Annotated in this window: 22 protein-coding genes; 7 read left to right on the top strand and 15 right to left on the bottom strand. The window is 68.4% G+C overall.

All coding sequences use genetic code 11. The features are described 5' to 3' along the window. Positions 1–19 precede the first annotated feature (19 nt). Together RQG77_RS07280 and RQG77_RS07275 are read right to left on the bottom strand one after the other, a co-directional pair. On the bottom strand, positions 20–1,183 hold the full coding sequence (locus RQG77_RS07280; RefSeq protein ID WP_311244143.1) for an acyl-CoA dehydrogenase family protein: 1,164 nt from the start codon (positions 1,181–1,183) through the stop codon (positions 20–22). Between the two features lie 176 nt (positions 1,184–1,359). Further along, on the bottom strand, positions 1,360–2,295 hold the full coding sequence (locus RQG77_RS07275) for a M15 family metallopeptidase (protein WP_311244142.1): 936 nt from the start codon (positions 2,293–2,295) through the stop codon (positions 1,360–1,362). Between the two features lie 83 nt (positions 2,296–2,378). Between RQG77_RS07275 and RQG77_RS07270 the strand changes: the two genes are divergently transcribed. Together RQG77_RS07270 and RQG77_RS07265 are read left to right on the top strand one after the other, a co-directional pair. Further along, the gene (locus RQG77_RS07270; RefSeq protein ID WP_311244141.1) at positions 2,379–3,440 is read left to right on the top strand and encodes an Rv2578c family radical SAM protein; all 1,062 of its coding nucleotides are present in this window, start codon (positions 2,379–2,381) and stop codon (positions 3,438–3,440) included. A gap of 85 nt (positions 3,441–3,525) precedes the next feature. After that, a complete protein-coding gene (locus RQG77_RS07265) occupies positions 3,526–4,065 on the top strand; it encodes a YaeQ family protein (RefSeq protein ID WP_311244140.1) in 540 nt (179 codons plus the stop codon). Positions 4,066–4,252: 187 nt separating this feature from the next. On the opposite strand, the gene RQG77_RS07260 is transcribed toward RQG77_RS07265, so the two are convergent. After that, the gene (locus RQG77_RS07260) at positions 4,253–6,580 is read right to left on the bottom strand and encodes a DEAD/DEAH box helicase (RefSeq protein WP_311244139.1); all 2,328 of its coding nucleotides are present in this window, start codon (positions 6,578–6,580) and stop codon (positions 4,253–4,255) included. Between the two features lie 293 nt (positions 6,581–6,873). On the opposite strand from RQG77_RS07260, the gene RQG77_RS07255 reads away from it, so the two are divergent. After that, positions 6,874–7,770 (top strand): aldose 1-epimerase family protein, encoded by an 897-nt coding sequence (locus RQG77_RS07255; RefSeq protein WP_311244138.1) that lies wholly within the window; start codon positions 6,874–6,876, stop codon positions 7,768–7,770. Between the two features lie 166 nt (positions 7,771–7,936). Here the strand turns inward: RQG77_RS07255 and RQG77_RS07250 are convergent, their stop codons facing one another. The 9 genes from RQG77_RS07250 to RQG77_RS07210 all read right to left on the bottom strand — a co-directional run bounded on the left by RQG77_RS07250 (position 7,937) and on the right by RQG77_RS07210 (position 18,240). Next, positions 7,937–11,179 (bottom strand): efflux RND transporter permease subunit, encoded by a 3,243-nt coding sequence (locus RQG77_RS07250; protein WP_311244137.1) that lies wholly within the window; start codon positions 11,177–11,179, stop codon positions 7,937–7,939. A gap of 22 nt (positions 11,180–11,201) precedes the next feature. Beyond that, positions 11,202–11,795 carry a TetR family transcriptional regulator gene (locus RQG77_RS07245; RefSeq protein WP_311244136.1) on the bottom strand — a complete coding sequence of 198 codons (594 nt, stop codon included), beginning with the start codon at positions 11,793–11,795 and terminating at the stop codon, positions 11,202–11,204. 135 nt (positions 11,796–11,930) lie between these two features. Then, positions 11,931–13,100, bottom strand: a complete 1,170-nt coding sequence (locus RQG77_RS07240; RefSeq protein WP_311244135.1) for a Gfo/Idh/MocA family oxidoreductase — start codon at positions 13,098–13,100, stop codon at positions 11,931–11,933. A gap of 47 nt (positions 13,101–13,147) precedes the next feature. Continuing rightward, on the bottom strand, positions 13,148–14,212 hold the full coding sequence (locus tag RQG77_RS07235; protein WP_311244134.1) for a LacI family DNA-binding transcriptional regulator: 1,065 nt from the start codon (positions 14,210–14,212) through the stop codon (positions 13,148–13,150). 3 nt (positions 14,213–14,215) lie between these two features. Then, a complete protein-coding gene (locus RQG77_RS07230) occupies positions 14,216–15,109 on the bottom strand; it encodes a carbohydrate ABC transporter permease (protein ID WP_311244133.1) in 894 nt (297 codons plus the stop codon). Further along, positions 15,102–16,058 carry a sugar ABC transporter permease gene (locus tag RQG77_RS07225; RefSeq protein ID WP_311244132.1) on the bottom strand — a complete coding sequence of 319 codons (957 nt, stop codon included), beginning with the start codon at positions 16,056–16,058 and terminating at the stop codon, positions 15,102–15,104. The genes RQG77_RS07230 and RQG77_RS07225 overlap by 8 nt, the downstream gene beginning before the upstream one ends. A 6-nt stretch (positions 16,059–16,064) precedes the next feature. Further along, a complete protein-coding gene (locus RQG77_RS07220; RefSeq protein WP_311244131.1) occupies positions 16,065–17,336 on the bottom strand; it encodes a sugar ABC transporter substrate-binding protein in 1,272 nt (423 codons plus the stop codon). Between the two features lie 161 nt (positions 17,337–17,497). Further along, entirely contained in the window at positions 17,498–17,857 is a 360-nt protein-coding gene (locus tag RQG77_RS07215) for a CrcB family protein (RefSeq protein ID WP_311244130.1), read from the bottom strand. Further along, positions 17,854–18,240 carry a CrcB family protein gene (locus RQG77_RS07210; protein ID WP_311244129.1) on the bottom strand — a complete coding sequence of 129 codons (387 nt, stop codon included), beginning with the start codon at positions 18,238–18,240 and terminating at the stop codon, positions 17,854–17,856. Before RQG77_RS07210 ends, RQG77_RS07215 begins: the two co-directional genes overlap by 4 nt. Positions 18,241–18,326: 86 nt before the next feature. Here RQG77_RS07210 and RQG77_RS07205 point away from each other — a divergent pair, with 86 nt between their 5' ends. After that, positions 18,327–19,856 carry an FAD-dependent oxidoreductase gene (locus tag RQG77_RS07205; RefSeq protein WP_311244128.1) on the top strand — a complete coding sequence of 510 codons (1,530 nt, stop codon included), beginning with the start codon at positions 18,327–18,329 and terminating at the stop codon, positions 19,854–19,856. A 5-nt stretch (positions 19,857–19,861) separates the two neighbouring features. Here RQG77_RS07205 and RQG77_RS07200 read toward each other — a convergent pair whose 3' ends face one another. From RQG77_RS07200 to RQG77_RS07190, 3 genes are all read right to left on the bottom strand, one after another. Further along, positions 19,862–20,683 (bottom strand): nitroreductase family protein, encoded by an 822-nt coding sequence (locus RQG77_RS07200; protein WP_311244127.1) that lies wholly within the window; start codon positions 20,681–20,683, stop codon positions 19,862–19,864. A 4-nt stretch (positions 20,684–20,687) separates the two neighbouring features. After that, positions 20,688–21,062 (bottom strand): hypothetical protein, encoded by a 375-nt coding sequence (locus RQG77_RS07195; RefSeq protein WP_311244126.1) that lies wholly within the window; start codon positions 21,060–21,062, stop codon positions 20,688–20,690. 193 nt (positions 21,063–21,255) lie between these two features. After that, positions 21,256–22,044: a MerR family transcriptional regulator gene (locus RQG77_RS07190; RefSeq protein WP_311244125.1), complete on the bottom strand. Its 789-nt coding sequence runs from the start codon at positions 22,042–22,044 to the stop codon at positions 21,256–21,258. Positions 22,045–22,184: 140 nt separating this feature from the next. On the opposite strand from RQG77_RS07190, the gene RQG77_RS07185 reads away from it, so the two are divergent. From RQG77_RS07185 to RQG77_RS07175, 3 genes are all read left to right on the top strand, one after another. Beyond that, positions 22,185–24,671, top strand: coding sequence for a glycogen/starch/alpha-glucan phosphorylase (locus RQG77_RS07185; RefSeq protein WP_311244124.1), 2,487 nt, complete (start codon positions 22,185–22,187; stop codon positions 24,669–24,671). Between the two features lie 131 nt (positions 24,672–24,802). Continuing rightward, entirely contained in the window at positions 24,803–25,642 is an 840-nt protein-coding gene (locus RQG77_RS07180; RefSeq protein ID WP_311244123.1) for a DUF4097 family beta strand repeat-containing protein, read from the top strand. Beyond that, complete coding sequence (locus tag RQG77_RS07175) at positions 25,639–26,265, top strand: PadR family transcriptional regulator (RefSeq protein ID WP_311244122.1); 627 nt, start codon at positions 25,639–25,641, stop codon at positions 26,263–26,265. The genes RQG77_RS07180 and RQG77_RS07175 overlap by 4 nt, the downstream gene beginning before the upstream one ends. The last annotated feature ends 139 nt before the right edge of the window (positions 26,266–26,404 follow it).

The following is a 26,404-nucleotide window of genomic DNA, read 5'->3' as shown; positions in this document are numbered from 1 at the left end:
CCTTCTCGCAGACGTTGCGTCAGCGCTTGCCGACGATCTGACGACCGACGAGGTCGCGCATGATCTCGTTCGTGCCGCCGTAGATGCGGTGCACACGGGCATCGGTGAACGCGCGAGCGATCGGGTACTCCATGATGTAGCCGTAGCCACCGTGCAGCTGCACGCCCGTGTCGAGCACCTCCCACTCGCGCTCGGTCGCCCAGAACTTGACCTTCGCGGCATCCTCGGCGGTGAGCGTGCTGTTCTTGTACGCGAGCAGCGCGCGGTCGATGTACGCCCACATCGCGTCGGTGGTCGCGGCCATGTCGGCGAGCCGGAAGCGGGTGTTCTGGAAGTCGGCGATGCGCTCGCCGAACGCCTCGCGGTCCTTCGTGTAGGCGACTGTCCAGTCGAGCGCGGCCTGAGCGGCCGCGGCCGCGGCGACGCCGATCGAGAGACGCTCGAGCGGCAGGTTGAGCATCAGCTGGATGAACCCCTGACCCTCCTTGCCGCTGATGAGGTTCTCGTCGGGGATGAACACGTCGGTGAAGCTGAGCTCGGCCGTGTCCCAGCCGTGGAAGCCCATCTTGCTGAGCTTCTTGCCCTGGTCGAAGCCCTCCATGCCCTTCTCGACGAGCAGCAGGCTGAACGCGTCGGGGCGGTTGCCCTCGCCGGTCTTGACGAAGGTCACCACGACGTCGGCCGTCGTGCCGGAGGAGATGAACGTCTTGGCGCCGTTGAGGATGTAGCCGCCGTCGACCTTCTTGGCGTTGGTCTTGATGCCGCGGAGGTCCGAGCCCGCACCGGGGTCGGTCATGGCGAGAGCGCCGAGCACCTCACCCGTCGCCATGCGGGGCAGCCACTTCTCCTTCTGCTCCTGCGTGCCCATGTGCACGAGGTAGGGCACGGCCAGGTCGTCCTGGATGCCGAATGCGCCGGCCAGCGAACCTGCGCCTGCGGCGATGACCTCTTCCATCACGATCGTGCGGAAGCGGTAGTCCTGCAGCATCCCGGCACCGCCGAACTCCTCGGGCACGGACAGCCCGATCAGGCCCGCCTCACCGGCTGCCAGCATGGTCGCCCGGTCGATCTCGCCCGCGGCGTCCCACCCCTCGATCGCCTCATTGGTCACGTGGCGCTTGACGAAATCCTTGACGAGGTCGCGGAATGCCTCGTGATCCTCTTCGTAGATGTCGCGTTCCATTGCGTCCTCCTGAACGTTCGTGCGTCATTGCTCCGGCGATTCTATGCCGGTTCGCCGACACCGGGACAGCCCGTTGTGAGAATGCATCCCACAATCGGTGGGACTGGGTACCGCGATTGTCGGATGCCGCAATGCGGCGGCCCAGGCGATGTTCGGCCCGGCGTTCCGTGCGGCGTTCAGTGCGTGTAGTCGGGCGCGGCGGGGAGCCCGAAGAACTCCTCGAGCGTGTGATATCCGCCGTGGTGGTAGGCAGCCGCAAGGTCTCGTCCGAGGTACCGGAGGTGCCAGGGTTCCGGCTTGTATCCGGTGACGCCGGAGCCGACCTGCTCGTAGCGGACGATGAACCCGTGCTCCCAGGCGTTCGCCGCGATCCACTCCCCCTGCGCCGTGGAGCCGAACGCCTCGATCGCCCCGCACCGGGAGTCGCAGGCCACGAGATCGATGGCGAGACCGGTCTGGTGCTCGCTGTGCCCGGCCCGCGCCGACGACGCATCCGCGCCGGCCTGCCCGCTGTTGCGGACGTGCGACGCATGGGTCGCCACCTGGAGATCGTACGAGCGGTAGCCGTTGTTCGCCCCGATGCGCCCCGCGCCCTCGGCCGCCGCGGCTTCAGCCATCTCGCCCACAGCCACGGCGACGTCGGCGCGCGCCTGACCGGACGCGGTCGTCATCTGCAGCGGAATGTCCGCGAGCGACTGCGGGGCGAAGGTGACGGGGGCGAGCGGACGCGCCTTGTTCACGACCACCCAGACATGGGCGGGGTCATCGAGCGCCACGCATGGCGCATTGCCGGCGATCACGGCTGCGCGGAAGCTCTCGGCACCGCCGAAGCCGGCGATGATCGCCGCATCATCGGCCACCGCGATCGCCTCCACCACACTCGGCTCCGAGCACGGGTCGGCCGCCGTGGTCGCTCCGACCTCGACCGAGGGAACCTCCTGCACGACGAGCGGTTGCGGCATCGCCACCGCCTCCGACGCCGAGTTCGCGATGGGCGCGCCGGCGATCGACAGCAGGATGCCGACGGCGGTCACCGCAAGACCGATGGGCAGCGCGGGTCCGCGAATCGGGGAACGCGGCGCCGCATGCTGAGGCTGCGGCGAGAAGTACATGCTCCCATTGTCCCTTAAGTCCAATAGAACATATATCCCAGCCGGGTTGACTCCACTGTCGTTTCTATGTTCGAATGTCTCTCATGCGGTGGCAGGGACAGAAGCTCGGTGACGTCGATGCCGCAGCGCTGCCAGGACTCGAGAACCGCTCGAACGTCCTCCGCACGGTGACCACGCCCGATTTCGCGGGCATGACCTTCCACGAGGTCCTGTCGAAATCCGCGCTCAACCACGTTCCGGGCGCTTCGCGCATGCCTTTCGCGTGGACCATCAACCCCTACCGCGGATGCAGTCATGCATGTGTATATTGCTTCGCTCGCGGCACGCACGAGTATCTCGATCTCGACGGCGGATCGGACTTCGACTCTCAGATCGTCGTGAAGGTCAACGTCGTCGAAGTGCTGGAGAAGGAGCTGCGCAAGGGCAGCTGGGAGCACGAGACCGTCGCCCTCGGGACGAACACCGATCCCTACCAGCGCGCCGAGGGCAGGTACAAGCTGATGCCGGGGATCATCGAGGCCCTCGCCGCGTCGGGCACCCCGATGTCGATCCTCACCAAGGGAACGCTGATCAGGCGCGACATCCCCCTGCTGGTGAAGGCGGCACAGCGGGTGCCCGTCGACATCCAGATGTCGATCGCGATGTACGACGACGATCTGCAGAAGGCGATCGAGCCCGGCACCCCGACCACACAGGCGCGGCTCGACACGGTGCGAGCGCTGCGGGATGCGGGCTTCCGGGTCACCGTGTTCCTGATGCCGATCATGCCCCACATGACCGACTCGCTCGAGGCGATCGACACCGCTCTGCGCCGCATCAAAGAGGCCGGAGCGAGTCGCGTCATCTACGGCGCGCTGCACCTCCGCGCCGGGGTGAAGCCGTGGTTCATGCAGTGGCTCGGCGAATTCCGTCCCGACCTGGTCTCGTCGTATCGCGGACTGTATCCGGGCGTCTCAGCAGAGGCACCCAAGGGTTATCGGCAGTGGCTCGCGAAGCGGGCGCGACCCCTGATCCGGATGCACGGGCTCGACGGGCAGCACGAAGACGACTACCCGGTGCGCGGCATCCGGTCGTCCGCCCCGCACGGACGACCAACGCCCGCAGTCGCTCCGTCGCCCGTTCCTGCGCAGCCGATGCTGTTCTGATCACGGATCGGAGTGCTCGGCGAGGCGCCGAGCGCGATCAGGCGAGGTCTGGAGGGCACCTCCAGGGCGCGTAGGCTCGGACGTTATGGCTATCGGCTCCACAATGCACACGTTCGAGGTCCAGCTGGCCGACATGGATCGCGGTGTGTACGACGACTTCTCGCTGCGCGTGGCACGGCATCCCTCCGAGACCGATGCGTACATGCTCACCCGCGTGCTCGCCTACGGGCTCGAGTTCACCGAGGGCATCACGTTCGGCGGCGGCATCTCGCAGACCGACGAGCCCGCCGTCCTGGTGCGCGACCTCACCGGCCAGACCACCGCATGGATCGAGATCGGCGCCCCCGACGCCGAGCGCCTGCACTACGGCAGTCGGCTCGCCGAGCGCACCGTCGTCTACACCCACCGCGACCCGGCGAAGGTCATGGCGCCGTGGGCCGACAAGCGGATCCACCGGTCCGAGGACATCCGCGTCTACAGCTTCGACCCCGGCTTCATCGAGTCCGCTGCACCGCTCATCGAGCGCCGCAACACCATGACACTCACCGTCACCGAGCAGGTGCTCTACCTCGACCTCAACGGCACGACCCTGACGACGGCGATCCACGAGCACGAGCTCGGCTGAGTCGACAGGGCGCTTCGCGGCGCCTCTTCAGGCGGAAGACTGCGCCTCGGGAGGACGCTCCACGCTGAATCCTCCTCCCGAGGCGCAGTTCTCCTCCCGGGGAGATGTCGCCCCCTGCGCAACACCCCGCGCACGACGAAGGCTCCGCCCCTGCCGATGCAGGAACGGAGCCTTCGAGCGTGACGGATCAGGCCGTGAGGTCTGCCGCGGTCGGCACGCGACCGGCGATCTCCTCGATCAGGTCGTCGTCGATGCGCGCGTTCTCGAACGGCGCGTCGATCTCGGCACGCTCCAGCAGCTCGGTCATGCGACGCTGGCGCTGACGCGTGATCAGCGTGACGACGCGACCCGAACGACCGGCGCGGCCCGTACGGCCCGAGCGGTGCAGGTACGTCTTGTACTCGTCGGGGGCGTCGGCCTGGACGACGAGGTCGATGTCGTCGACGTGGATGCCGCGCGCGGCGACGTCGGTGGCGACGAGCACGTTCACTCGTCCCGATGTCAGACGCTCGAGGTTGCGCGTGCGCTTGGCCTGGTTGAGGTCACCGTGCAGCGAGACCGCGGGGATGCCGGCGTCGTCGAACTGCTCTGCGAGCATGTCGGCATACGCACGGGTGCGGGCGAAGACCAGGGTCTTGCCGGCGCGGTCGACGAGCGACGTGAGGATGTCGGCCTTGTCGCGGTGCTCGATCACGAGCACGCGGTGCTCGATCGTGCTCGAGTCCTGGTCTTCACCGGCGACCTCGTAGACGGCCGGGTCGACGAGGAACTCGTCGACGAGAGCCGCGACCTCACGGTCGAGGGTCGCCGAGAACAGCAGCTTCTGGCTGCCGTCGGCCGTGTGGCGCAGGATGCGCTGCACGGGCTCGACGAATCCGAGCTCGCACATGTGGTCGGCCTCGTCGAGCACCGCGATGCGGCAGTCCGAGAGGTCGAGCTTGCCCTGGTTGATGAGGTCTTCGACACGACCTGGCGTGCCGATGACGATGTCGACGCCCTTCTTCAGCGCACCCACCTGGCGGCCCTGCGGCACGCCACCGTAGATCTGCGTGGTGAAGAGGCCGACGCTGCGGGCGATCGGCTGGATCGTGCGGTCGATCTGCAGCGCGAGCTCGCGGGTCGGAGCGAGGATGATCGCGCGCGGCGACCGACCGAACTCACGACGCTTGCCGGCCTGCGACTGCAGCACGCGCTCGACGAGCGGTGCGCCGAAGGCGATGGTCTTGCCGGAGCCGGTGCGGCCACGGGCGAGGACATCGCGCCCCTCGAGCACGGCGGGGATGCTGGCGGCCTGGATCGGGAACGGCGTCGCCGCGCCCATGCCGACCAGCGTCTCGACGATGTTCGATCCGAGACCGAGGTCGCCGAAGGTCACACCGTCGACCTCGACGGCAGCGACGGACTTCGCCTCGAGGCGCTCGTGCACGACGTCATCCGTCGGCTCGAACTTCTTGGCGGGCGCCGCGCTCGATGTGGCGTTCCAGTCGTTACGGCTGGGTCGCTCGTTGCGCGACGGCCGCCCGCGGGTGTCCGACGTCAGCGGGCGCGGACGCTCGGTGCGGTACGCGCCACCGGTCGAGGGACGCGAGCGCTCGTCGCGGCCACCCTCGAACGAACGCTGAGTGCGGTCACGGTCGAAGGCACGACGCGCACGGTCGGCGTCGTAGGAGCGCTCGGGGCGCTCGGCGCCGCCACGGTCATCACGACGCGGGCCTGCGCCACGGTCGTCACGACGAGGACGGTCGTCACGGTCGAAGCGCGGACGCTCGGATGCTGCACGGTCGAAGCGCGGACGCTCGGATGCTGCACGGTTGAAGCGCGGACGCTCGGACGCGCCGCGGTCATCGCGCTGCGGGCGGTCGTCGCGGTTGAAGCGCTGGCCACCGCGATCGTCGCGGAAGCCACCGGAACGCTGGTCACGACGGTCGTCGCGGCCCGGACGTCCGCCATCGCGGTGATCGTTGTCGCGGAAGCCCTGGCGCTGCGTGCCCGCACCGCGGTCGTCACGGCGCGGACGCTCGTCACGCTGGCCGCCGCGCTCATCGCGGTACGTGCCGGGACCGGTCGGACGCTGGCTGCCGCGGTCATCGCGACGCGGACGGTCGAAGCCCGTGGATGAGCGGTCGTTGTAGCGCGGGCGGTCGTCGCGATTGTGCGGTGCCTCACGGCGACCCGACTCGGCACGGTTGCGGATGCCGCGCGACTCGTCGCGACCCGCACGCTCCTGAGCGCTCCAGCGCTGCTTGGGCGCGCCCTCTTCGGCGGGACGGTAGCCGCGGTGGCTCGCGCTGCGGCTACCCGGGCGACGGTCGAAACCGGCGGCCGGGGTGCGGCGCTCGCCGGCATCCGCTCGTCCGCCCCGCGCGTCGCGGGAATCGCGCGTGTCGCGAGCACCGACGCGACCGGCGTCACGGCCGCCGACGTGGCGGTCGTGGAACGAGGTCTTGTTCGCGCCGTAGCGCGGCTCGAAGTTGGCGGCGGGACGGCCGCCGCGCGGCTTCTTGTTCTTGGGCATGGGTGTGTCCTTCTGAGTTCTCGCACGAGAACGGCGCTGCGCACACGCGCGAGCACCCTGCGCCGGATCGGATGCGATCGGGCGGGGTTCCGGACTGTCAGCGGCCGGGGCCATTCATGTGATGGTTGATTAGCGTCGAGCGACGCTCACCATCGGCCCCTGGACTCACACTTCTTACACAAAAACGTCCGCGCATTGCACGGGTGTCCGAAGCCGACCCATCAAGTGTAGCGGTCACTCCTGAAAATCCGCCCAGTCCCCCGGACGCTCACGCCTCGCCATACGATTGCGGGGTGAACTCCGCATCCCCCACCGGCACCCAGGTGTACCTCCAGCTCGGCGACGTCAGCGCCCAGATCGCCCAGGTCGGCGCATCCCTCCGATCACTCCGCATCGGCTCGGTCGACCTGATCTCCCCGTACCCGGCAGACTCCCCGACGCCCTCGTGCTCGGGAGTCGTGCTCGCGCCGTGGCCGAACCGTGTGCGAGACGGCCGGTGGAACGACGAGGGCACGGAGCGTCAGCTGGCGATCACCGAGCCGAAGTTCAGCAATGCGAGCCACGGGCTGCTGCGTTTCACCGCCTACGGCATCGAAGAGACAGCGTCGGGGACGACGCTGAGCGCCACGATCGTTCCGCAGACCGGCTACCCGTACCTGATCGAGACGAGCGTCACCTATGTGCTGCGCGCCGACGGAATCGACGTCACGCACGCGCTGACGAACCGCTCGGCGACAGCGGCGCCGGTCGCTCTCGGCACGCACCCGTTCGTCACGATCAGCGATGTGGATCCGCGCGACCTCGTGCTGCGTGTGCCGGCTCACACCCAGATCACGACCGACGAGCGGATGCTGCCCACGGGCACGCGACCCGCGGATGCCGCGCTACGCGACGGCGCCCGCCTCGGAGACGTCGACCTCGACACCGGATTCACCGACCTCGAGCGCGATGCCGACGGACTCGTGCGACACTCGCTCACCGCACCCGACGGGCGCCGCCTCACCCTCTGGCAGGGCGCGGGCTTCGACTTCGTGCAGGTCTACACGACCGACAAGTATCCGGGGCAGTCGCTCGCTGTCGCGATCGAGCCGATGACCGCTCCCGCCGATGCGCTGAACAGCGGCACAGGCGTTCGTCGCCTCGCCCCGGGCGAGACCTGGACCCTCGAGTGGGGCATCACGCTCGACTGACGCCGGCAGCGCCGACCCCGCTCTGCACCACCCCGGCCTGGGATCTCCGGGGTGACGGCACGGCCCGCGTGCACAACTCAGCACCGAACGGCCGACGCCCACCCGGAAGACGATTCCGGGTGGGCGTCGGGCTCAGTCGTGCTGAGAACGGAACACAGGCCGGCGACTACTCGCCGCGCTCGCGCATCTCCCGGCGGGTCAGCTGCGGCGCGTGCGGCAGCCCGGACTCACCAGCACCGGCGGCACCGGCCCCAGCCCCAGCACCGGCACCGGCACCGGCCAGCACCAAGTCGCCCGCAGGCACAGGGCCGTCGGACGGCTCGTCGCCGTCGACCGGCGCAGACCCGTCGTCGCCGGATCCCGCCTTGCGTGCCTGACGCCGCTCCTTCGCACCCTCGACGAGGTTGTAGAGCGTCGGCAGCACGATGAGTGTCAGCACGGTCGACGACAGCAGCCCACCGATCACGACGATCGCGAGCGGCTGCGAGATGAACCCGCCGTGCCCGGTGATGCCCAGCGCCATCGGAGTGAGTGCGAGGATAGTCGCGAGCGCCGTCATGAGAATAGGGCGCAGACGCTTCTCGCCACCGGCCCTGACCGCGTCGAGAGTCGACAGCCCCTTCTCGCGGTACTGGTTGACGAGGTCGATGAGCACGATCGCGTTCGTGACCACGATGCCGATGAGCATCAGCACACCGATCAGCGAGGCCACCCCCAGCGGCACACCCGTGACGATCTGCAGCAGGATCGCGCCGGTCGCCGCGAACGGCACCGACACGAGCAGCAGCAGCGGCTGACGCAGCGACTTGAACGTCGCCACCATCACGACGTAGACGATCAGGATCGCGGCGAGCATCGCGAGACCGAGCTGCGAGAACGAGTCGGCCTGCTGCGTCGCGACGCCACCGACCTCGGCGGACGCACCGTCGGGCAGGTCGACGGCGGCGAGCGCCTCGGTGACCGACTGCGTCGCCACGGCGAGGTTGTCGGATGCCGGGGGCACGGTGATCGTCGCGGTGCGGCGTCCCTGCTCGGTGGTGATCGAGGTCGGGCCGTTGCGCTCCTCGACCGTCGCGATGTCCTGCAGCTGCACGACTCCGAGAGCACTCGGGATCGTGAGCTCGCGCAGGGCCTGCGCGGTGGTCGGCGGCTCGGCTGCCGCGAGGTAAATCGTCAGCGCGGTGTCGTCGATCTCGACCGAGCCCACCTGCTGGGGACGCATCGTGTTCGACACGAGTGCGCCGACGGCCACCTCGGACAGTCCCCGCGCGGCTGCGGCGTCGCGGTCGACGACCACGGCCAGGTACGGCAGCGCGGCCGCGAGGTTGTCGGTGACCTTGCCGATGCCGTCGCGTCCCTCGAGCTCGTCGACCACGGCGGCGGTGGCGGTCTGCAGGTCCTCGGCGTTCGACGCGGTGACCGAGATCTCGATGTCGCTGGAGCCGAGGCCGGCGGATGCTGCGACCGACACCTCTCCGACATCCGTGAGGTCCTCGATCGCGTCCTGCACCGCGGTACGGAGCTTCTCCTGGTCGGCGTCCGGGTCGGTGAGCACCGAGTAGGTCACGCCGGCGCCGCCCGAGAAGGCGTCGCGCAGCGCCGATCCGCTCGAGCCGATCGAGGCCTGCACGGTGGTGACGCCGTCGATCTCGAGCAGCGCGTCCTCGACCGCGACGGCCGCCTCCGACTTCGTCTCGAGACTCGCGGTCGGACCGAGGTCCTGCGTGACGGTCATGGTGTTCTGCCCGGAGTCGCTGAGGAAGTTGACCTTCATCAGCGGGGCCGCAGCCAGCGTGGCTCCGAGCACCACGACCGCGAGGATCACGGTGAGACCGGAGTGCTTCAGCGTCCACCCCAGGATCGGGCGGTAGGCACTCTGGAGGCGCGTCGGCGGAGCATCCGGGTGCTCGGGGTCGATCTGCACGCCGTTCTCGTCGAGCAGCGGCTTGCCCGGGCGCAGGAACCAGTACGCGAGCACCGGGACGATCGTCAGCGACACGAGCAGCGAGGCCACCATCGCGATCGACACCGTCATCGCGAACGGCCGGAACAGCTCTCCGACCATGTCTCCGACGAACACGATCGGCAGGAACACGGCGACGGTCGTGATGGTCGACGACGTCACCGCCATCGCCACCTCGCGCACGGCGAGCCGGATGGCATCGCCCTTGTCGGCATCGCCGACGTAGTGCCTCTTGATGTTCTCGATCACGACGATCGAGTCGTCGACCACCCGTCCGATCGCGATCGTGAGCGCGCCGAGGGTCAGGATGTTGAGCGAGTAGCCGAAGGCCTGGAGCCCGATGAAGGTGATCAGGACGCTGGTCGGGATCGAGATCGCCGTCACGAGCGTCGAGCGGATCGACAGCAGGAAGACGAGGATGACGATCACCGCGAAGACGAGGCCGAGCAGCCCCTCGGTCGCGAGCGTCTCGATCGACTGCTGGATGAAGGGCGCCTGGTCGAAGATGATCGTGAAGGTCGCGTCGGGGAAGGCCTCTTCGATCGTGTCGAGCGCGGCGATGACACCCTGCGACACCTCGACCGTGTTCGCGGCGGGCAGCTTGGTGATCGAGATCGAGAGGGCGTCCTCGCCGTCGACGCGTGAGATCGACGAGATCGGGTCGGTCTCCTGCACGACGGTCGCGACGTCGCCGACCTTGGCGGTCGTGCCGACCAGCGGAAGCGCTGCGATCTCCTCGACGGAGGTGATCTTCGCACCGGTCTGCACCGTCAGGGTCTGACCGTCTTCGGTGATGTCACCACCCGGGAACAGCGTGCCGTTCTGCTCCAGGGCCGTGCTGATCGCCTGGGTGCTCTCCCCCACCGCGGCGAGCGCGGCGACATCGGGCGTGATCGTGATGCGCTGACCGACACCTCCGATGAGCTGTGCGGCGTTGACGCCGTCGACGTCCTCGAGCTCAGGAATGGCCACGCTCGTGAGCTCGGCCTGCGCGTTCTCGGCGTCGTCGAAGCCGGTCACCGCCACCTGGATCACGGGGAAGTCGTCGATCGACACCGCGAGCACCTGCGGGCTCAGGTCGTCGGGCAGCTGCCCCGAGATGCGGTTGATCGCCTGCTGGATCTTCTGCTCGGCCGTCGCGAGGTTCGTGCCGTAGGCGAAGGTCGCCTGCACGATCGACGCGTTGGTCGTGCTCGTCGCCGTGGTCCCCTCGAGTCCGGGAACGCCCTGGATCGCCGACTCGATCGGCGTCGAGACATCGTTCTCGACGACCTCGGGCGACGCACCGGGGTACGTCGTCATGACCATCAGGTTGGGCAGCTCGAGCGACGGGATGAGCTCCTGCTTGAGGTTCGTCAGAGCGAGCCCGCCGAACACGGCGGCGACGATCGTGATCAGTGCGATCAGTGCGCGGTTCTTGAGACTCAGGACGGCGAGGTTCGACAAGGCGGATTCTCTCTCGATCGGATCAGGCGGATGCTGCGGCGGCGGATGCGGAGGGGGACGCCGGAGAAGGAGTGAGGATCCCGGCGAGGGCGTCGCGGATGAGCTCTTCGTCGAGCGGCTCGTCGTGGATCTGAGAGTGCCAGAGTACGCCGTCGATGAAGACGGCGGCGGCCCTGGCCCTGTCGACTCCGTGAACGGGGGCGATGAAGCCGACGATCTCGTCGGACCAGAGTCGGGCGAACTGACGGACGCGCGGGTCGTGCACGGCGGCGGTGACGACGGCTCGGTCGGCCTGCACAGCGCGGGCGTCGTCGAGCCCTCGGCGCACCAGACGAGCGAGTCCTTCCGGCGTCACTCCCTCGATGACCACGGCTCGCCGGGTCGCGTAGATGCGCGCCTCGATCTCGGCGGCCAATGCCCCGATCGCCGCCTCGCGCAGGTCGTCGAGGGTGGCGAAGTACTGGGTCGTCGAGCCGAGGGGCACCCCGGCTCGCGCTGCGACCTTGCGGTGGGTGAGCGCGTCGACGCCGATCTCGACGATCAGCTCTGCGGCGGCGGTGACGATCTCGCGACGGCGCGCCTCAGGGTCGCGGCGGCGGCGCGTGCCATCGCTCATTCCGGACCCCCAGCGATCACCCCTGTACGGGCGTACATGTACGTTTGTACATTCTGCATCCCGAACCTGAGGGTTCGCTCGGGGCGCTGCGGCGGCGACGGGCGCCGCCAGTACGACAGGCGCACGGCGCGCCGTCTACTCGACCTGGCCGCGCTCGAAGTAGGCGACGAGGTCCTCGTCCAGCTGGGGGACCGTGATCGCCGAGCCGTCCCCGCGCAGCGACTCGGTGGCGAGGATGCCGGCGGCCACCGCCTCGCGAGCCGCCACCGGCGAGGTCTCCGTGACTCCCCCGTCGCGCACGAATCGCAGGAACTCCGCCACCAGCAGCGCGTCCGCTCCGTCGTGACCTGCGCCCTCAGCCGCAGGAACGATGAACGTCTCGTCGGCGGCTGCGGCCCCGCGATGGCGGCGGTTCCACAGCCTGACCTCGCTGCCCGCCGTGTCGCCCACGTTCTCGATGCGACCCTCGGTGCCGATCACGGTGTAGTTGCGCCAGTAGTCGGGTGTGAAGTGGCACTGCTGGTACGAGGCGAGGATGCCCCCTGACAGGCGCATGTTGACCATCGAGATGTCCTCGACGTCGATCACCGGGCTCAGGCCCGTGAGCGATGCGGGCGGCCAGTTGTCGACGCTGAACCAATCGGGCATCCGCTCTCCGGTGCGATCGCGGCGGTCGGTGATGCCGCCGTAGACGCTGAGCTCGCCCATCGCCGCGACCTGCTCTGTGTAGGCGCCGGCGAGCCAGTGGATGATGTCGATGTCGTGCGCCCCCTTCTGCAGGAGCAGTCCCGTCGTGCGGCGGCGGTCGGCGTGCCAATCCTTGAAGTAGTAGTCGCCTCCGTGTCCGACGAAGTGGCGCACCCACACGGCCTTGACGTCTCCGATCCGCCCGTCCTGGATGAGCCCGCGCATCAGGGTGATCACCGGCATGTGGCGCATGTTGTGACCGATGTAGAGCCGGCTGCCGGTGCGCCGGGCCGTCTCGAGCATCGCGTCGGCGTCGGCGAGGTCGATGGCGAGGGGCTTCTCGCAGAACACCGCGACACCGGCTTCGAGGGCGCGGATGCTGAGAGCTGCGTGCGTGTCGTCGGGCGTCAGCACCATGACGGCGTCGACTCCTGAGGAGAGCAGCTCATCGAGCGAGTCGGTGACGAAAGCCTCGGGAAGCAGACGCCGGGCGTCATCACGCGCACGCTCCGACCGGTCGCAGATCGCGGTGATGCGAGACCCCTGGCCGGGGCGGTGCACCTCCTCGCGCAGTGTGGCGCGCGCGCCGAAGCCGATGATTCCGATGGTGAGATCCACGGTGGTCCTTCTGAGAGTCGAATCGTGTGTGTACGCGGACGCCTGCGTCAGCGCGCGTGAGGGGTGGGGGCGTCGAGGTCCGTCGATGCCCCGGGGAACAGCGACCAGGCGAACTCGTGCAGCTGCCCGGCAGAATCGTCTGCAGCGAGCGCGCGGTCGATGATGATGCGCGCCTGCCTGTCGTAGAAGTCCGTCGGGCCGACCGTGGTCAGGGTGGGCGCGACGAGCTGCGCGTCGGGGGTGTTGCCCACTCCGATCACCGCGACGTCGTGCGGCACGCGGAGTCCGAGCATGTGCGCCGCATTGATCGCCGCGATGGCCGCGAAGTCGGTCGTCGCGTAGATCGCATCCGGTCGATCGTCGCGCGAGAGCAGCCGCACCGCCGCGGCGAAGGCGCTCGCCTGGCCCTCGGTGTAGGTCACCGTCCACTCGGGATCGATCGCGAGTCCGGCATCCGCCATCTTCTGGAGATACGGCGTGTACCGGGTGACCTGCGTGGGCGCGAGACGCACGGCGCCCTCGGCGGCCAGGCATCCGATCCGCACGTGCCGCTCGAGCAGATGGTCCATCGCGAGCTCGCACCCCGGGATCGCATCCGAGCGCACGACGTCGAATCCGGCGGGTTCGAGGTGCTCCGAGAATACGACGAGCCGCTGCCCGCGCTGCACGAGGTCCGCCAGCTTGCGCTCGGCGTCCTCGTCGATCCCGACGCCGTCGAGATAGGCGACGTCGCTCTCGACCCGGTCGAGAGCCGCATGCCAGTCTCCGTCGGCGAGGATGAGCGTCGTGAGACCGTGCCTGTTCGCCTCGACGTTCACGGCGTCGGCCACCGCGAGCGACCACGGGTCGCTGAGCATGTGCAGCGAGAGCTGCACCATGCCGCTGCGCCCGGTGCGGATCGTCCGCGCCGCGACGTTGGGCCGGTAGTTGAGCTCGTCGGCCGCGGCGAGCACCCTGGCCGCGGTGGCCTCGGCGACGCCTGCCCCCGATGCCGCGCCCGAGCGCCCGGAGAACACGTACGACACCGTGGCTGTCGAGACGCCTGCGCGCTCTGCGACCATCTTCAGGGTCGGCCGCCGGACGGTCGTCGACTGCTGCCTGCGCTCTGCCATCGGTCAGCCCTTCGATCCGCTGAAGGCGATGCCCTGGATGAACTGCCGCTGCAGGATCATGAAGGTGACCAGCATCGGCAGGGTCGCGAGCAGCGCTCCCGCCATCAGCACCGGGTAATCGGTGCCGTGGATGCCGACGAGCTGCGAGAGCCCGACGGACAGCGGCATCTTGGCGGGGTCGGTCGTCACGATCAACGGCCAGAGCAGATCGTTCCAGGACCACAGCACAGTGAACACCACGAGAGCGATGATGCCAGGCTTCGCGAGCGGAACCATGATCCGCCAGAAGGTCTGCCACGGATTCGCCCCGTCGATGCGGGCCGCCTCCTCGAGTTCCGCAGGCATCGACATGAAGAACTGACGCATCAGGAACGTGCCGAAGGCACTGAAGATCCCGGGCACGATCAGCGCCTGCAGGGTGTTCAGCCACCCGAGCGACTGGATGATCTCGTACTGCGGCAGCAGGTACAGCTGCGAGGGCACCATGAGCACCGACAGGAACACCACGAACAGCGCGTTGCGTCCGGGGAACGGGATGCGGGCGAAGGCGTAGCCGGCCATGGTGCACAGCACGACCTGTCCGACCGTGCGGCCGACCGTCAGCAGCACCGAGTTGGCGAACATCTGCGCGAAGGGCATCGAGTCGAAGACCTCGGCGAAGTTGGTGAACACCCACTCGCGCGGGAGCAGGCTCGGCGGCACCTGCACCGAGTCCGACAGGGTCTTGAACGAGGTCAGCAGCTGCCAGATGAACGGGAAGACCATGAGGATCGCACCGACGAGGAGCACGACGTGGACGATCCAGAGCGCCCTGTTGCGAGGCTTTCCGGGACGGGCGGCCGAGCGACCGGCCGGAGCGCCGACGACGGCGCGCGTGTCGAGCGAGACCTCACTCATAGTGCACCCACTTCTTCTGCAGACGGAACTGCACGACGGTCAGCACCAGGATGATCACGAGCAGCAGGAAGGCGACGGCCGCGGCATACCCCCGGTCGTTGTCGAGGAACCCCGCCTCATAGAACAGGTAGACGACCGTGCGAGTGTTGGGCATGGCCGGATTGCTGCGTCCGAGCATCATGTAGATCAGGTCGAACACCTGCAGCGCGCCGATCACGCTGATGACGCTGACGAAGAAGATCGACGGCGACAGCAGGGGGATGGTGATGGAGAAGAACTTGCGCACCGGACCGGCGCCGTCGAGGTCGGCCGCCTCCATGATCGTGTCGGGGATGCCCTGGAGGCCGGCGAGGAAGATCACGATGTTGGTGCCGAGGCCCGCCCAGATGCCCACGACCGCGATGGCGACGAGCGCCGTGTTCGGATCGGTGAGCCAGCTGCGACCCGCGATGCCGACCGAGCCGAGGGCGGCGTTGAGCACGCCGTAATCGCCGTTGTAGATCATGCGCCACACCAGGGCGATCGCGGCGGGCATCGTGACGACCGGGATGAAGTACAGCGTCCGATAGGCGCTGCGCCCCTTGAGCCCCGCGGTGTTGAGCAGGGCGGCGATGCCCACGGCGAGCGGGATGCCGATGAGGGCGATGACCGTGTAGAGCGCGGTGTTGCGCAGCGCCCCGATCAGCTCCGGGTCCTGGAACAGGCGGACGTAGTTCTCGATCCCCACCCATTCCGCGCCGCCGAACGGCCCCGACTTCGTGAACGAGATGATGAGCGTGCGCACGGTCGGCCACAGGTAGAAGACGGCGATGCCGAGGGCTGTCGGGCCGATGAAGACGAGAGCCCACCACGGGGAGGCACCCGGGTTGCGGCGGCGGCGGATGCCGGGGCTCTTGGCCTCCGGCATCCGCTCCGCCTGCGCACGCGGGGGTGACGCGACGGCTGTCATGTCCGGCTACTCCTGCTCGGCGTCGAGCGCCGTCTGCATCTGCTCGGCGAGGTCCTTCAGTCCCTCCGCCGGGGCGACGGCACCCGACCAGACCTGCGAGAGCACCTCGCTCTCGATGCTCGTCCACGCCGAGGTGTTCTTCGAGACCGGGTAGGGCACGGCGGTGTCGAGGGCGTCGATGTAGACCTGCAGGTCGTACTGCGGCAGGGCATCGACCCACGCCTGCTGGGTGCCGTTGAACGCGGGGATCACGGTGCCGGACTCGGCCTGGATCTGCGCCGCCTCCTCGCCGCTCGCGAAGGCGGCGAACGCCTGGGCCTCGGCCAGATGAGAGCTCTTCGCGTTGGCGACGTTGCCCACACCGTGGATCACGCTCTGATTGCCCTCCGGCCCCTCGGGGAGCGGCGCGACGTTCACCCTGTCGGCGATGTCGGCGTTGTCCCCGTAGGCGATGGCCGCCCACGAGCCGTTCTGGAACATCGCGACCTTGCCCGAGAGGAAGAAGTCCTCGGGGTTGGTGTCGGTCATCTGCTGCGCGGTCGGAGACGACCCCGCCTCGATCAGATCGGTCCACAGCTCGATACCCGCGAGCGCCTCAGGCGAGCCGTAGCCGCTCTCGGTGCCGTCGGCCGAGATGACCTCGCCACCGGCCTGCGCGATCGAGTTGTAGAAGTTCTCCTGGCCGTACTGGCTCGCCGCGACGCCGAACTGCCCGGTGGCCGGGTCGGTGAGCGCAGCGGCAGCCGCGGTGAAGTCGTCCCACGTCCAGCCGGCGGTCGGGTAGTCGACACCCGCGGCGTCGAAGAGCTCCTTGTTGTACCAGAGCGCGACGGTGTCGAAGTCCTTGGGGGCGCCGTAGAGCTTTCCGTCGAAGGTGTAGAGGTCGATGAGACCCTGCGGGTAGTCGGCCGCATCCACTCCGGCGTCGTCGAGTGGCGCGAGCTGGCCGTTCGAGGCGTAGAGCGGGAAGTTCGGGCCGTTCATCCAGAACACGTCGGCGGCGGACCCGCCGGTGGCCGCGGTCTGCAGCTTGGTGAAGTACTCCTTGTAGGGCGTCACCTGGATGTCGATCGTGACGTTCGGGTTCTCCTTCTCGAACGCCGCCGCGATGTCCTCCATCGCGGGCTTCTGGTTCTCGTCCCAGATCGCGTAGCTGAGGGTGACGTCTCCACCGGACGAGCTCTCACCCCCGGCCTGTGACGAGCAGGCGCTGAGCGCGAGGACAGCTGCCGCAGAGGCGGCGAGGGCGCCGAGGGCGCGACGGGAGGTGCGGGGCATCGATGTCTCCTTTGACGGGTGCAGGGGATCGTGACGAGCGGAATCAGACGTGTTAAACGATTAGCAGTTAAACGATTAGCAAGGAGACTAACTCGACCGGCGGGGAGCGCGCAAGCATCGATCTTCGAGAGGCGCGAATGCGCCGGCGTCCGGAGCGCAGGTCAGAGCGCGGAGCCGAGCGCCAGTCCCAGGCCGGCCGCGAGAAGGCCCAGCAGCAGCATCCCGATCGCATCGAACGCGGATGCTGTGCGCTCGCCGTCCTTCCACAGCGCGACCGCGTCGAGCATCGCGGTGCTGAACGTCGTGTAGCCGCCGAGAAGACCCGCGCCCAGCAGGAACGCCTCCGCGGGCAGCGCGGCGGTCACGAGGCCGAGTGCGAACGATCCGCTGAGGTTGACGACGAGGATGCCCCACGGAAAGCGTCGGCCCGCGACCTTCGCGACCCCGAGGTCGACGACGTAGCGGAGCACGGCACCCACTCCCCCGGCGAGCGCGGCCCCGACGAACAGCAGCGGGGTCACGACGTAACCCCCGCGCGAGGCGTCGCGCGCGGTCGGCCGAGCCGCAGGCCCAGCGCTGCCGCCCCCAGGCCGAGCACAAGGCTGCCGGCGGCATAGGCGAACGCGAGCACGGGAGCAGCAGACCACAGGGCGACCGTTCCGGTCATGAAGGCGCTGTAGGTGGTGAACCCGCCGAGCACACCCGTGCCGAGGAACAGCCGCAGGCCGGTCGTCTGCGGCAGGCGCGCGGCGAGGATGCCGATCAGCAGCGACCCGAGCACGTTGACCGCGAGGGTGGCGAACGGGATGCCGCCCGCATCCGGCATCCAGAGCCCTACCGCGAGTCGCGCGGCGGTGCCGATGCTCCCGCCTGCGAAGACGAGGAGCAGGCGGCGAGCGGTCACGCCGCCACTCTAGTCTCGTCGTTGTGGTGCACCCGTCGAATGTCAACCCGGTGTGGCTCAGCGCCGCCGAGGCGAAGACTGAAGCCATGAAGCCACTGTGGAAGCTCGACCGGACCCCGCCCACCGGCACGCCGTTCGACCCGGGAGCACGGCACGACGTCATCATCGTCGGCGCGGGCCTCACGGGCCTGACCACCGCCGTCATGCTGACCCGGGCGGGTCTCGACGTCGCGGTGATCGAGGCGGGTGAGGTCGCCGAGCTCGCGACCGGCGGCAACACCGGCAAGCTGTCGCTGCTGCAGGGCAAGCGCCTCGCCGAGATCCGCGCGCACCACCCGGCCTCACTCGTGCAGGCCTACGTCGACGGCAACCGCGAGGGCATGGAGTGGCTGGTCGCGTTCGCCGACCATGCCGGCGTCTCGTACGAACGCCGCACCGATCACTCCTACGCGCAGGACCCGAGCGGGCTGGACGCGGTGCGCGAGGTGCATGACGCGGCGCACGAGGCGGGGCTCCCGACCAGGATGCTGACGCCCGACGAGCTTTCATCTCTGCCGTTCCCGGTCTTCGGTGCGGTCGCGCTCGACGACCAGGTGACGATCGACCCCGCGCTGGTGACGCACGCGCTCGCCGAGGAGCTCCTCGCCGCCGGCGGGACCCTGCACACCGGAGTGCGGGTCACTGCGACCCATGCTCTTCCCGATCCTCGCGTCGAGACACCGGTCGGACCAATGTTCGCCGAGCACATCGTGATCGCGACGGGATACCCGATCCTCGATCGGGGACTGTATTTCGCCAAGATGCGGGCGTTCCGCTCGTACTGCGTCTCGTTCCGCGTGAGCGGCGATCTGCCCACGTCGACGTTCATCTCGGTCGACGGCTCCACGCGCTCGATCCGCCCGGTCTCCGACGCCGACGGGCCCGGCGGTGACGCGCGACTCGTCGTGGGCGGCAACGGGCATCCGGTCGGGCGCTCCGACGGCGAGGCAGCCGCGGTCGACGACCTCGTCGAGTGGACGAGACAGTACTTCCCCGATGCCGAGGAGACCCACCGCTGGTCTGCGCAGGACTACGAGTCGCACAATCAGATCCCCTTCGTCGGCGCGATGCCGCGCGGACTCGGCGTCATCCGCTTCGCGACGGGCTATGCGAAGTGGGGGCTGTCGAACGCTCCGGCCGCCGCCCTGCGCCTGACCGCCGAGATCCTCGGTGCCAACTGGCACGACCGCCCGTCGTGGATGGTGAAGATCGGCACGAGACTGACCGTCCCCGCCGACCTCGCGCGAGGGGCCGTCGAGGGCGCGAAGGTGGCGGCCGCGGCGACGACCGGATGGGTCGATGCCGAGCGACGCCCCGTGCCGGTGCCGAAGCCGGCGGAGGGCGAGGGCGTGGTCGCGAACCGCAGCGGACGCCCGGTGGCCATCTCGACCGTCGGCGGAGTCACCCGTGCCGTGTCGGCCGTGTGCCCGCACCTGGGCGGTGTTCTCGCATGGAACGACGCCGAGTGCACGTGGGACTGCCCGCTCCACGCCTCGCGTTTCGCGGCCGACGGCACACGGATCGAAGGCCCCGCAGTGGAGGATCTGAAGATCCTCCCGCGCAAGAGCGGGGGCTGAGCGCGTCAGCCGCGCGGCGCGTCGGCGCCCGGCGGCGGGGAGTCCCAGCCCTGCTGGGGCTCGTCGCAGTTCTCGCGGAACACATACTGCGAGGCGAGCTTGCGCTGGTGGCTCGACCAGTCGATCGCCGGGCGGCGCTGCTCGGGCGGCAGATAGCCGAGACGATACACGGCCATGAGCTCGAGGTCGTCTGGCACTCGCAGCAGCTTCACGATCTCGTCCCAGCGCCCCGGAACCTCCATCGGGAAAGAGATGAACTGGATGCCCATGCCGAGCTCGACAGTGGTCAGCCAGACGTTCTCCATCGCCGCCCCCATGCTGAACACCGAGTAGAACGACGACAGCTGGCCCGGCCGGTACTCGCTGCGATCGAGCATCACACCCAGCAGCAGTGGGGACCCTGCGACGAGCTTGTGATTCTCCTCGCCCAGGGTCTTCGGCACCCCGAACGTGTTCATCAGCTTCTGGCCGCGCTTGGTGAACACCTGGCTGGTGAAGGGTCGGAGGGCCGCGGGGAGCTTGTCGAACAGCATCCCGCTGCGCTTCTCCTCCATCTCGGCCTGGCTGAAGCGGAAGTACGGCTTGTAGCGCTCGAAGAAGGTGCCGTTCGACATGGCCTCGGTCATGCTCTCGCCCGAGATGCGCGCGATCTGATCGATCGTGTCGCGGTTCTCGATGACCACGAACCGCCACGGCTGGCTGTTCAGCTGCGAGGGTGCGCGACCGGCCGCCTCGAGCAGGATGCGCTGATGCTCCTCCGACACCGGGTCGGGCAGGAACGGCCCGTTCGTGGTCTTGCGGCGGCGGATGGCGTCGAGCAGTTCCATGCGTTCACTTCCGGTCGGTGGTGAGGCGCGAGCAGATGAAGCCCGCGACGATGAAGGGGGCCGCGGCGAGCGCGACCAGCGGATGCCGTCGGCTGTGCGACCCCAGGTAGGGAATGGCCGCGAGCGGGGCGGCGGCCGGCGCGAGCGCCAGTGCGGCACGGCGGCTCGCGTGCTTCGGCCGGCCCCAGAGCACCGCGGAGAACGCGGCGGCAGATGTCACGCAGGTCGCGATGTACATCGCGTGGTGCAGCCAGCGGTAGCCGCTGGTGTCGATGACCCTGGTCGCGACGGCTGTGCCCAGCGCGCAGTTCGCGGTGTAGGCGACAGCTGCGGCGGCGAACAGCGGCGCGGCATCGGTGCGTCTGCGGCGGGGGGCCATGCCCCGACCCTACGCCCACCCCCGGCATCCGTTCTCGGCCTTGCCGTGGTGTCTCGTTCTGTGCAAAGCCCTCCCGCTCCGTGCGGGGTCAAAAACGCACCGCCCGCGCGATGCGGGGTCAAAAGCGCACCTGAATCGGTCGATTGCGATGCGTTTCTGACCCCGCAAGCGCCAGCGGATGCCGCGCGGCTGCTTAGAGGTTGCTCTCCGCGTAGATGCGGAGTGCGTCGCGGACGAACTCCGCGCCCTGCGTGCCGCCTGCGGACGTCGCGTAGTTCGCGCCGAAGCGCGGATCTGCGACGTACATCTCACCGAGTCCGATGACGTAGGCCTTCACGTCACCGCCCGGCACGGCCGCGGGCGTCCCCGGGATGCCGGTGAGCCACTCGACGTGGCGGCGAGCGACGTCCTGAGCCTCGGCGGATGCCGGGTCGATGCCGCTCTCTGCGGCGGCGATCCAGTCGCGACCGAGGTCGGAGACACGCTGCTGCCAGTCGGCGCGCTCGGCGTCGGTCATCCCGCGCCACCAGCGGTCACTGTCGGCGTAGGTCTTGCGACCCCAGCGCTCTTCGACCTCCTCCTTGTACCGGGTGTGGTCGAATCCGTCGAACATGTTCTCTGCCATGAGTTCTTCACCTCCTTTCAATGCGTTGATGGTGTTCTCGACAGACGCGATCTGTCGCGCCAGCCGGTTCTGCTCCTCGCGCAGCAGCGCGAGGTGGGTTTCGAGAGCAGACGCCTCGCTCTGCCGTGAGGTCACCGGGTTCAGCACCTCGGCGATCTGCGGCAGACCGAGTCCGAGCTCACGCAGCAGCAGGATGCGCTGCAGGCGCACGAGCGCGGCCTCGTCGTAGTGGCGATAGCCGTTGTGCGCGATGCGCGACGGCCGCAGCAGGCCGACGTCGTCGTAGTGACGCAGCGTTCTGCTGGTGGTGCCGGCGAGTCGGGCGATCTCCTGGATCGACCAGTCGCGACCGGTCATGGCCTCCTCCTTCCGTGGATCCGTTCTTCGATAACTCCACGGTAGAAGTTGACGTTGCGTCAAGGTCAAGCCATCGTCTCAACCGATATTCTTCATCCGCTCGTCACACGAATCGGCCTGTCGCTCGCTACGGTCGACACGTGCCCGAATCCCGCTCCGCCACGCATCCGCTCGCCCTCGCTCCCGTGATCGCTCCGCCGAGCACCGCGGACGAGTTCGTGGAGCGCTTCCTGCACAACCTCAACTTCGATCGGGGCGTCGCCCTGTCGGCCTCCAGCGCGAACGACCGCTACCTCGCGCTCGCCCACACCGTGCGCGACTATCTGATGGCGCGCTGGCTCGAAGATGTGCGGCATCAGAAGGAGGTGCAGGCGAAGGGAGTCTGCTACCTCTCGGCCGAGTATCTGCTGGGGCGTCAGCTCGACAACAACCTGCTCGCCGCCGACCTCACCGACGTCGCGGCCGAAGCTCTCGCCTCGTGCGGAGTCTCGCTCGATGAGCTGCGCGCCCACGAGGTCGAGCCCGGCCTCGGCAACGGTGGACTCGGGCGCCTCGCGGCCTGCTTCATCGACTCGCTCGCGACGATGGCGGTGCCGAGCATCGGCTACGGCATCCGCTACGAATACGGGATCTTCCGCCAGACCTTCGTCGGTGGCCAGCAGGTCGAGCAGCCCGACTCCTGGCTCACCCTCGGCTCGCCGTGGGAGTTCGCGCGCCCCGAAGACGCGCAGACCATCGCATTCGGCGGCCACACCGAGAAGTACGACGACGAGGGCGTGACGCGCAGTCGCTGGGTGCCCGCGTGGAACGTGCAGGCGGTGCCGTACAACTACATGGTCCCCGGGTTCCAGAACGGCCGCGTCAACACACTGCGCCTGTGGAGCGCGGTCGCCACCAGCGCCTTCGACCTGCGCATCTTCAACTCGGGCGACTACGAAGAGGCCGTGCGGGCGCAGACCTACGCCGAGAACATCTCGAAGGTGCTCTACCCCGAGGACTCCACCCCGCAGGGCAAAGAGCTGCGGCTGCAGCAGCAGTACTTCTTCGTCGCCGCATCCATTCACGACTTCCTCGACAACATGCTGGCCGACGGCTTCGACCTGACGAACCTTCCCGATCGCGTCATCTTCCAGCTCAACGACACCCACCCGGTGATCGCGGTGCCCGAGTTCATGCGCGTGCTCATCGACGAGAAGCACCTCGAATGGGATGCCGCATGGGCGATCACCCGGCAGTGCTTCGCCTACACCTGCCACACGCTGCTGCCCGAAGCGCTCGAGGTCTGGTCGGTCGAGCTTCTGGGCCGCTTGCTGCCCCGCCACCTCGAGATCATCTACCGCATCAACGACGAGTTCCTCGTGGCGGTGCGCGAGCGCTTCGGCGACGACGAAATGCTCGTGCGCAACATGTCGATCATCGCCGAGCATCCGGTCCGCTCGGTGCGCATGGCGTACCTCGCGACGGTCGCCGGCGCGAAGGTCAACGGCGTCGCAGAGCTTCACTCGCAGCTGCTCCGCGAGAAAGTGCTCCACGACTTCGATGCGTTCTTCCCCGGCAAGTTCACGAACGTCACGAACGGCGTCACCCCTCGTCGATTCCTGCGTCTCGCGAACCCCGAGCTCTCGTCGCTCATCACCGCGGCGATCGGCGACGGCTGGGTCACCGACCTCGAACGACTGCGCGAACTCGAGCCGTTCGTCGACGATGCCGAGTTCCGCACCGCCTTCGCGGGCGTGAAGGCCGCGAACAAGCGCCGCCTGAGCGAGGTGCTGCGCGAGCGCGACGGCGTCGAGATCAGCGACGGCCACATGCTCGACGTCATGGTCAAGCGCCTGCACGAATACAAGCGGCAGCTGTTGAAGGTGCTGCACATCGTCACGACCTACGAGGGCGTGATCTCGGGGCGCATCGCCGTGTCGGATGTCGTTCCCCGCACCGCGATCTTCGGAGCGAAGGCCGCTCCGGGCTACGCGATGGCGAAGCGCATCATCCATCTGATCAACGCCGTCGGCGAGGTCGTGAACACCGACCCTCGCCTCGAGGGCCGGCTGAAGGTCGTCTTTCCGCCGAACTACAACGTGACCCTCGCCGAGCGCGTGATCCCCGCCGCCGACCTGTCGGAGCAGATCTCGCTCGCCGGCAAAGAGGCATCGGGCACCGGCAACATGAAGTTCGCCCTGAACGGCGCGCTCACGATCGGCACGGATGACGGCGCGAACGTCGAGATCCGCGAGCTCGTCGGCGATGACCACTTCTACCTGTTCGGCATGAGCGAGCCCGAGGTCTCCGACCTGACGGCTCGCGGCTACCGCCCTCAGGACTTCTACCAGGCCGACGAGGGCCTGCGTCGGGCGATCGATCTGATCGCATCCGGTGCCTTCTCGCGCGGCGACCGATCGGTGTTCGAGCCCGTCGTCTCGAACCTGCTCTACGAGGACCGCTTCATGGTGCTCGCCGACTACGCGTCGTACATCGCGGCGCAGAACAGAGTGGATGCCGCGTACGCCGATCAGGATGCCTGGACCCGCTCAGCGATCCTCAATATCGCCCGCACCGGATTCTTCTCGTCCGACCGATCGATCCGCGACTACATCGACCGCATCTGGCACACCCCGCCCCTCCTCTGAGGTCGCTCCCGACTCACTTCTTCTGACCCTCAGTCGCACTCAGGGATCTCCCTCTTGACAAAGTCGAGATATATCGTGTTACGCTGTCCGAACACGATATATCGTGTTCCCTCAACACAGGAGAAGCAGACATGACCGAGAAGTGGCTCATCGCCCCGGGCGAAGAACGCGTCATCGACATCGAGAACGTCACCCGCCTGAAGATCGGTCTGGTCGGCGGCCAGGTCGATGTCATCGCGCACGACGAACCCGGCATCCGCATCGAGGTCCACGGCGTCACCACCAAGGACCTCCGCATCGAGTCGAACGACGGCGAGGTCGAGATCGACCACCCGCAGCTCGGCTGGGACAACTTCCTCGAGGTTTTCCGCAACTTCGGATCCGGCGGCCCCAAGGCCGAGGTCAGCGTCGCGGTCCCCCGTTCGATCGCCCTCAACCTCGGCGTCGTCAGCGCCGGCGCCCTGGTGTCGGGCATCCGCAACGACGCCCGCCTCAACACGGTCTCGGGCGACATCATCGTCGACACCCTCATCGGCGACCTCACCGTCAACTCGGTCTCTGGCGACGTGCAGGTGCGCGGTCTCACCGGCTCCATCAGCGCGAACAGCGTCTCGGGAGATGTGGCCGTCACCGGCACCGTCCGTCGCGCGACCGTCGACATCGTCTCGGGCTCGACGCTCGTCGACGCCGCGGGAGATGTGAACACGATCAACGTCAACTCGGTCTCGGGCGGCACCACCGTGCGCCTCGACGAGTCGCTCGCCGCCAACTACGTCATCCGTTCGCTGAGCGGCCGTCTGCTGATCGACGGCATCGAGCGCGGCTCGTCCGGCATCAACAACTACACCGGCTCGTCCGGTGAGCTCGCCGGACGCTTCGTCGACCTGCGCGCCAACTCCGTCTCGGGTGGCGTCACCGTTCTGCGCCGCACTCCCGCCTCGATCACGAATGATGCGGAGTGGGAAGCATGAGTCCCGCCGTCTTCTCCCACGGCGACCTGAGGCTGTACCTCCTGTCGCTGCTCGCCGAGGCGCCCCAGCACGGATACGGAATCATCCAGGCCCTGACCGACCGCACCGGCGGCACGTACACGCCGAGCGCCGGCACCATCTACCCCCGGCTCGCGAAGCTCGAGGAAGAGGGGCTGGTCACGAAGACCGTCGACGGTCGCACCACGATCTATGCGATCACGGATGCCGGCCGCACCGAGCTCGCTTCCCGCGAGGGCGACCTCGCCGGCATCGAGGCGGGACTCACCGATTCGGTGCGCCTGATCGCCAACGAGGTTCGCCAGAGCGTCAAGGAGGCGATGAAGAGCCTTCGCGCCGACCTCGCCACCGCCGAGAAGGACGACCGCGCCGCATCCAAGTCCCGCCCCCGCACCGCAGGCGACGACGAGCGCATCATCACGCGCGAAGAGATGCACCGAGCGGATGCCGTCATCAACGCCTTCCGCGCACGCGTGCGCACCGATCTGCGCACGCACATCGCGAAGGGCGGCGCGCTGCCGGCATCCGTCGTCACGCAGCTGGAGGACGGATTGGATGCCGCCGCACGCGGCGTCACCACCGCGCTGGCGTCGCTCGAGCGCTGACCTCAGCCGCTCACATCTGCCGCTCACATCCTGCCGCTCACATCTGCCGAGATACTCGAAGCCCCTCCCGTCACACGACGAGAGGGGCTTCGGCCGTTCGGGTGGCTGGCGTTGCCCCGGTCGGCTACGTCGTTCGGCC

The organism is Microbacterium sp. WCS2018Hpa-23, assembly GCF_031843845.1.
Taxonomy (GTDB): domain Bacteria; phylum Actinomycetota; class Actinomycetes; order Actinomycetales; family Microbacteriaceae; genus Microbacterium.
This window is presented reverse-complemented; position numbering and strand designations above follow the sequence as displayed.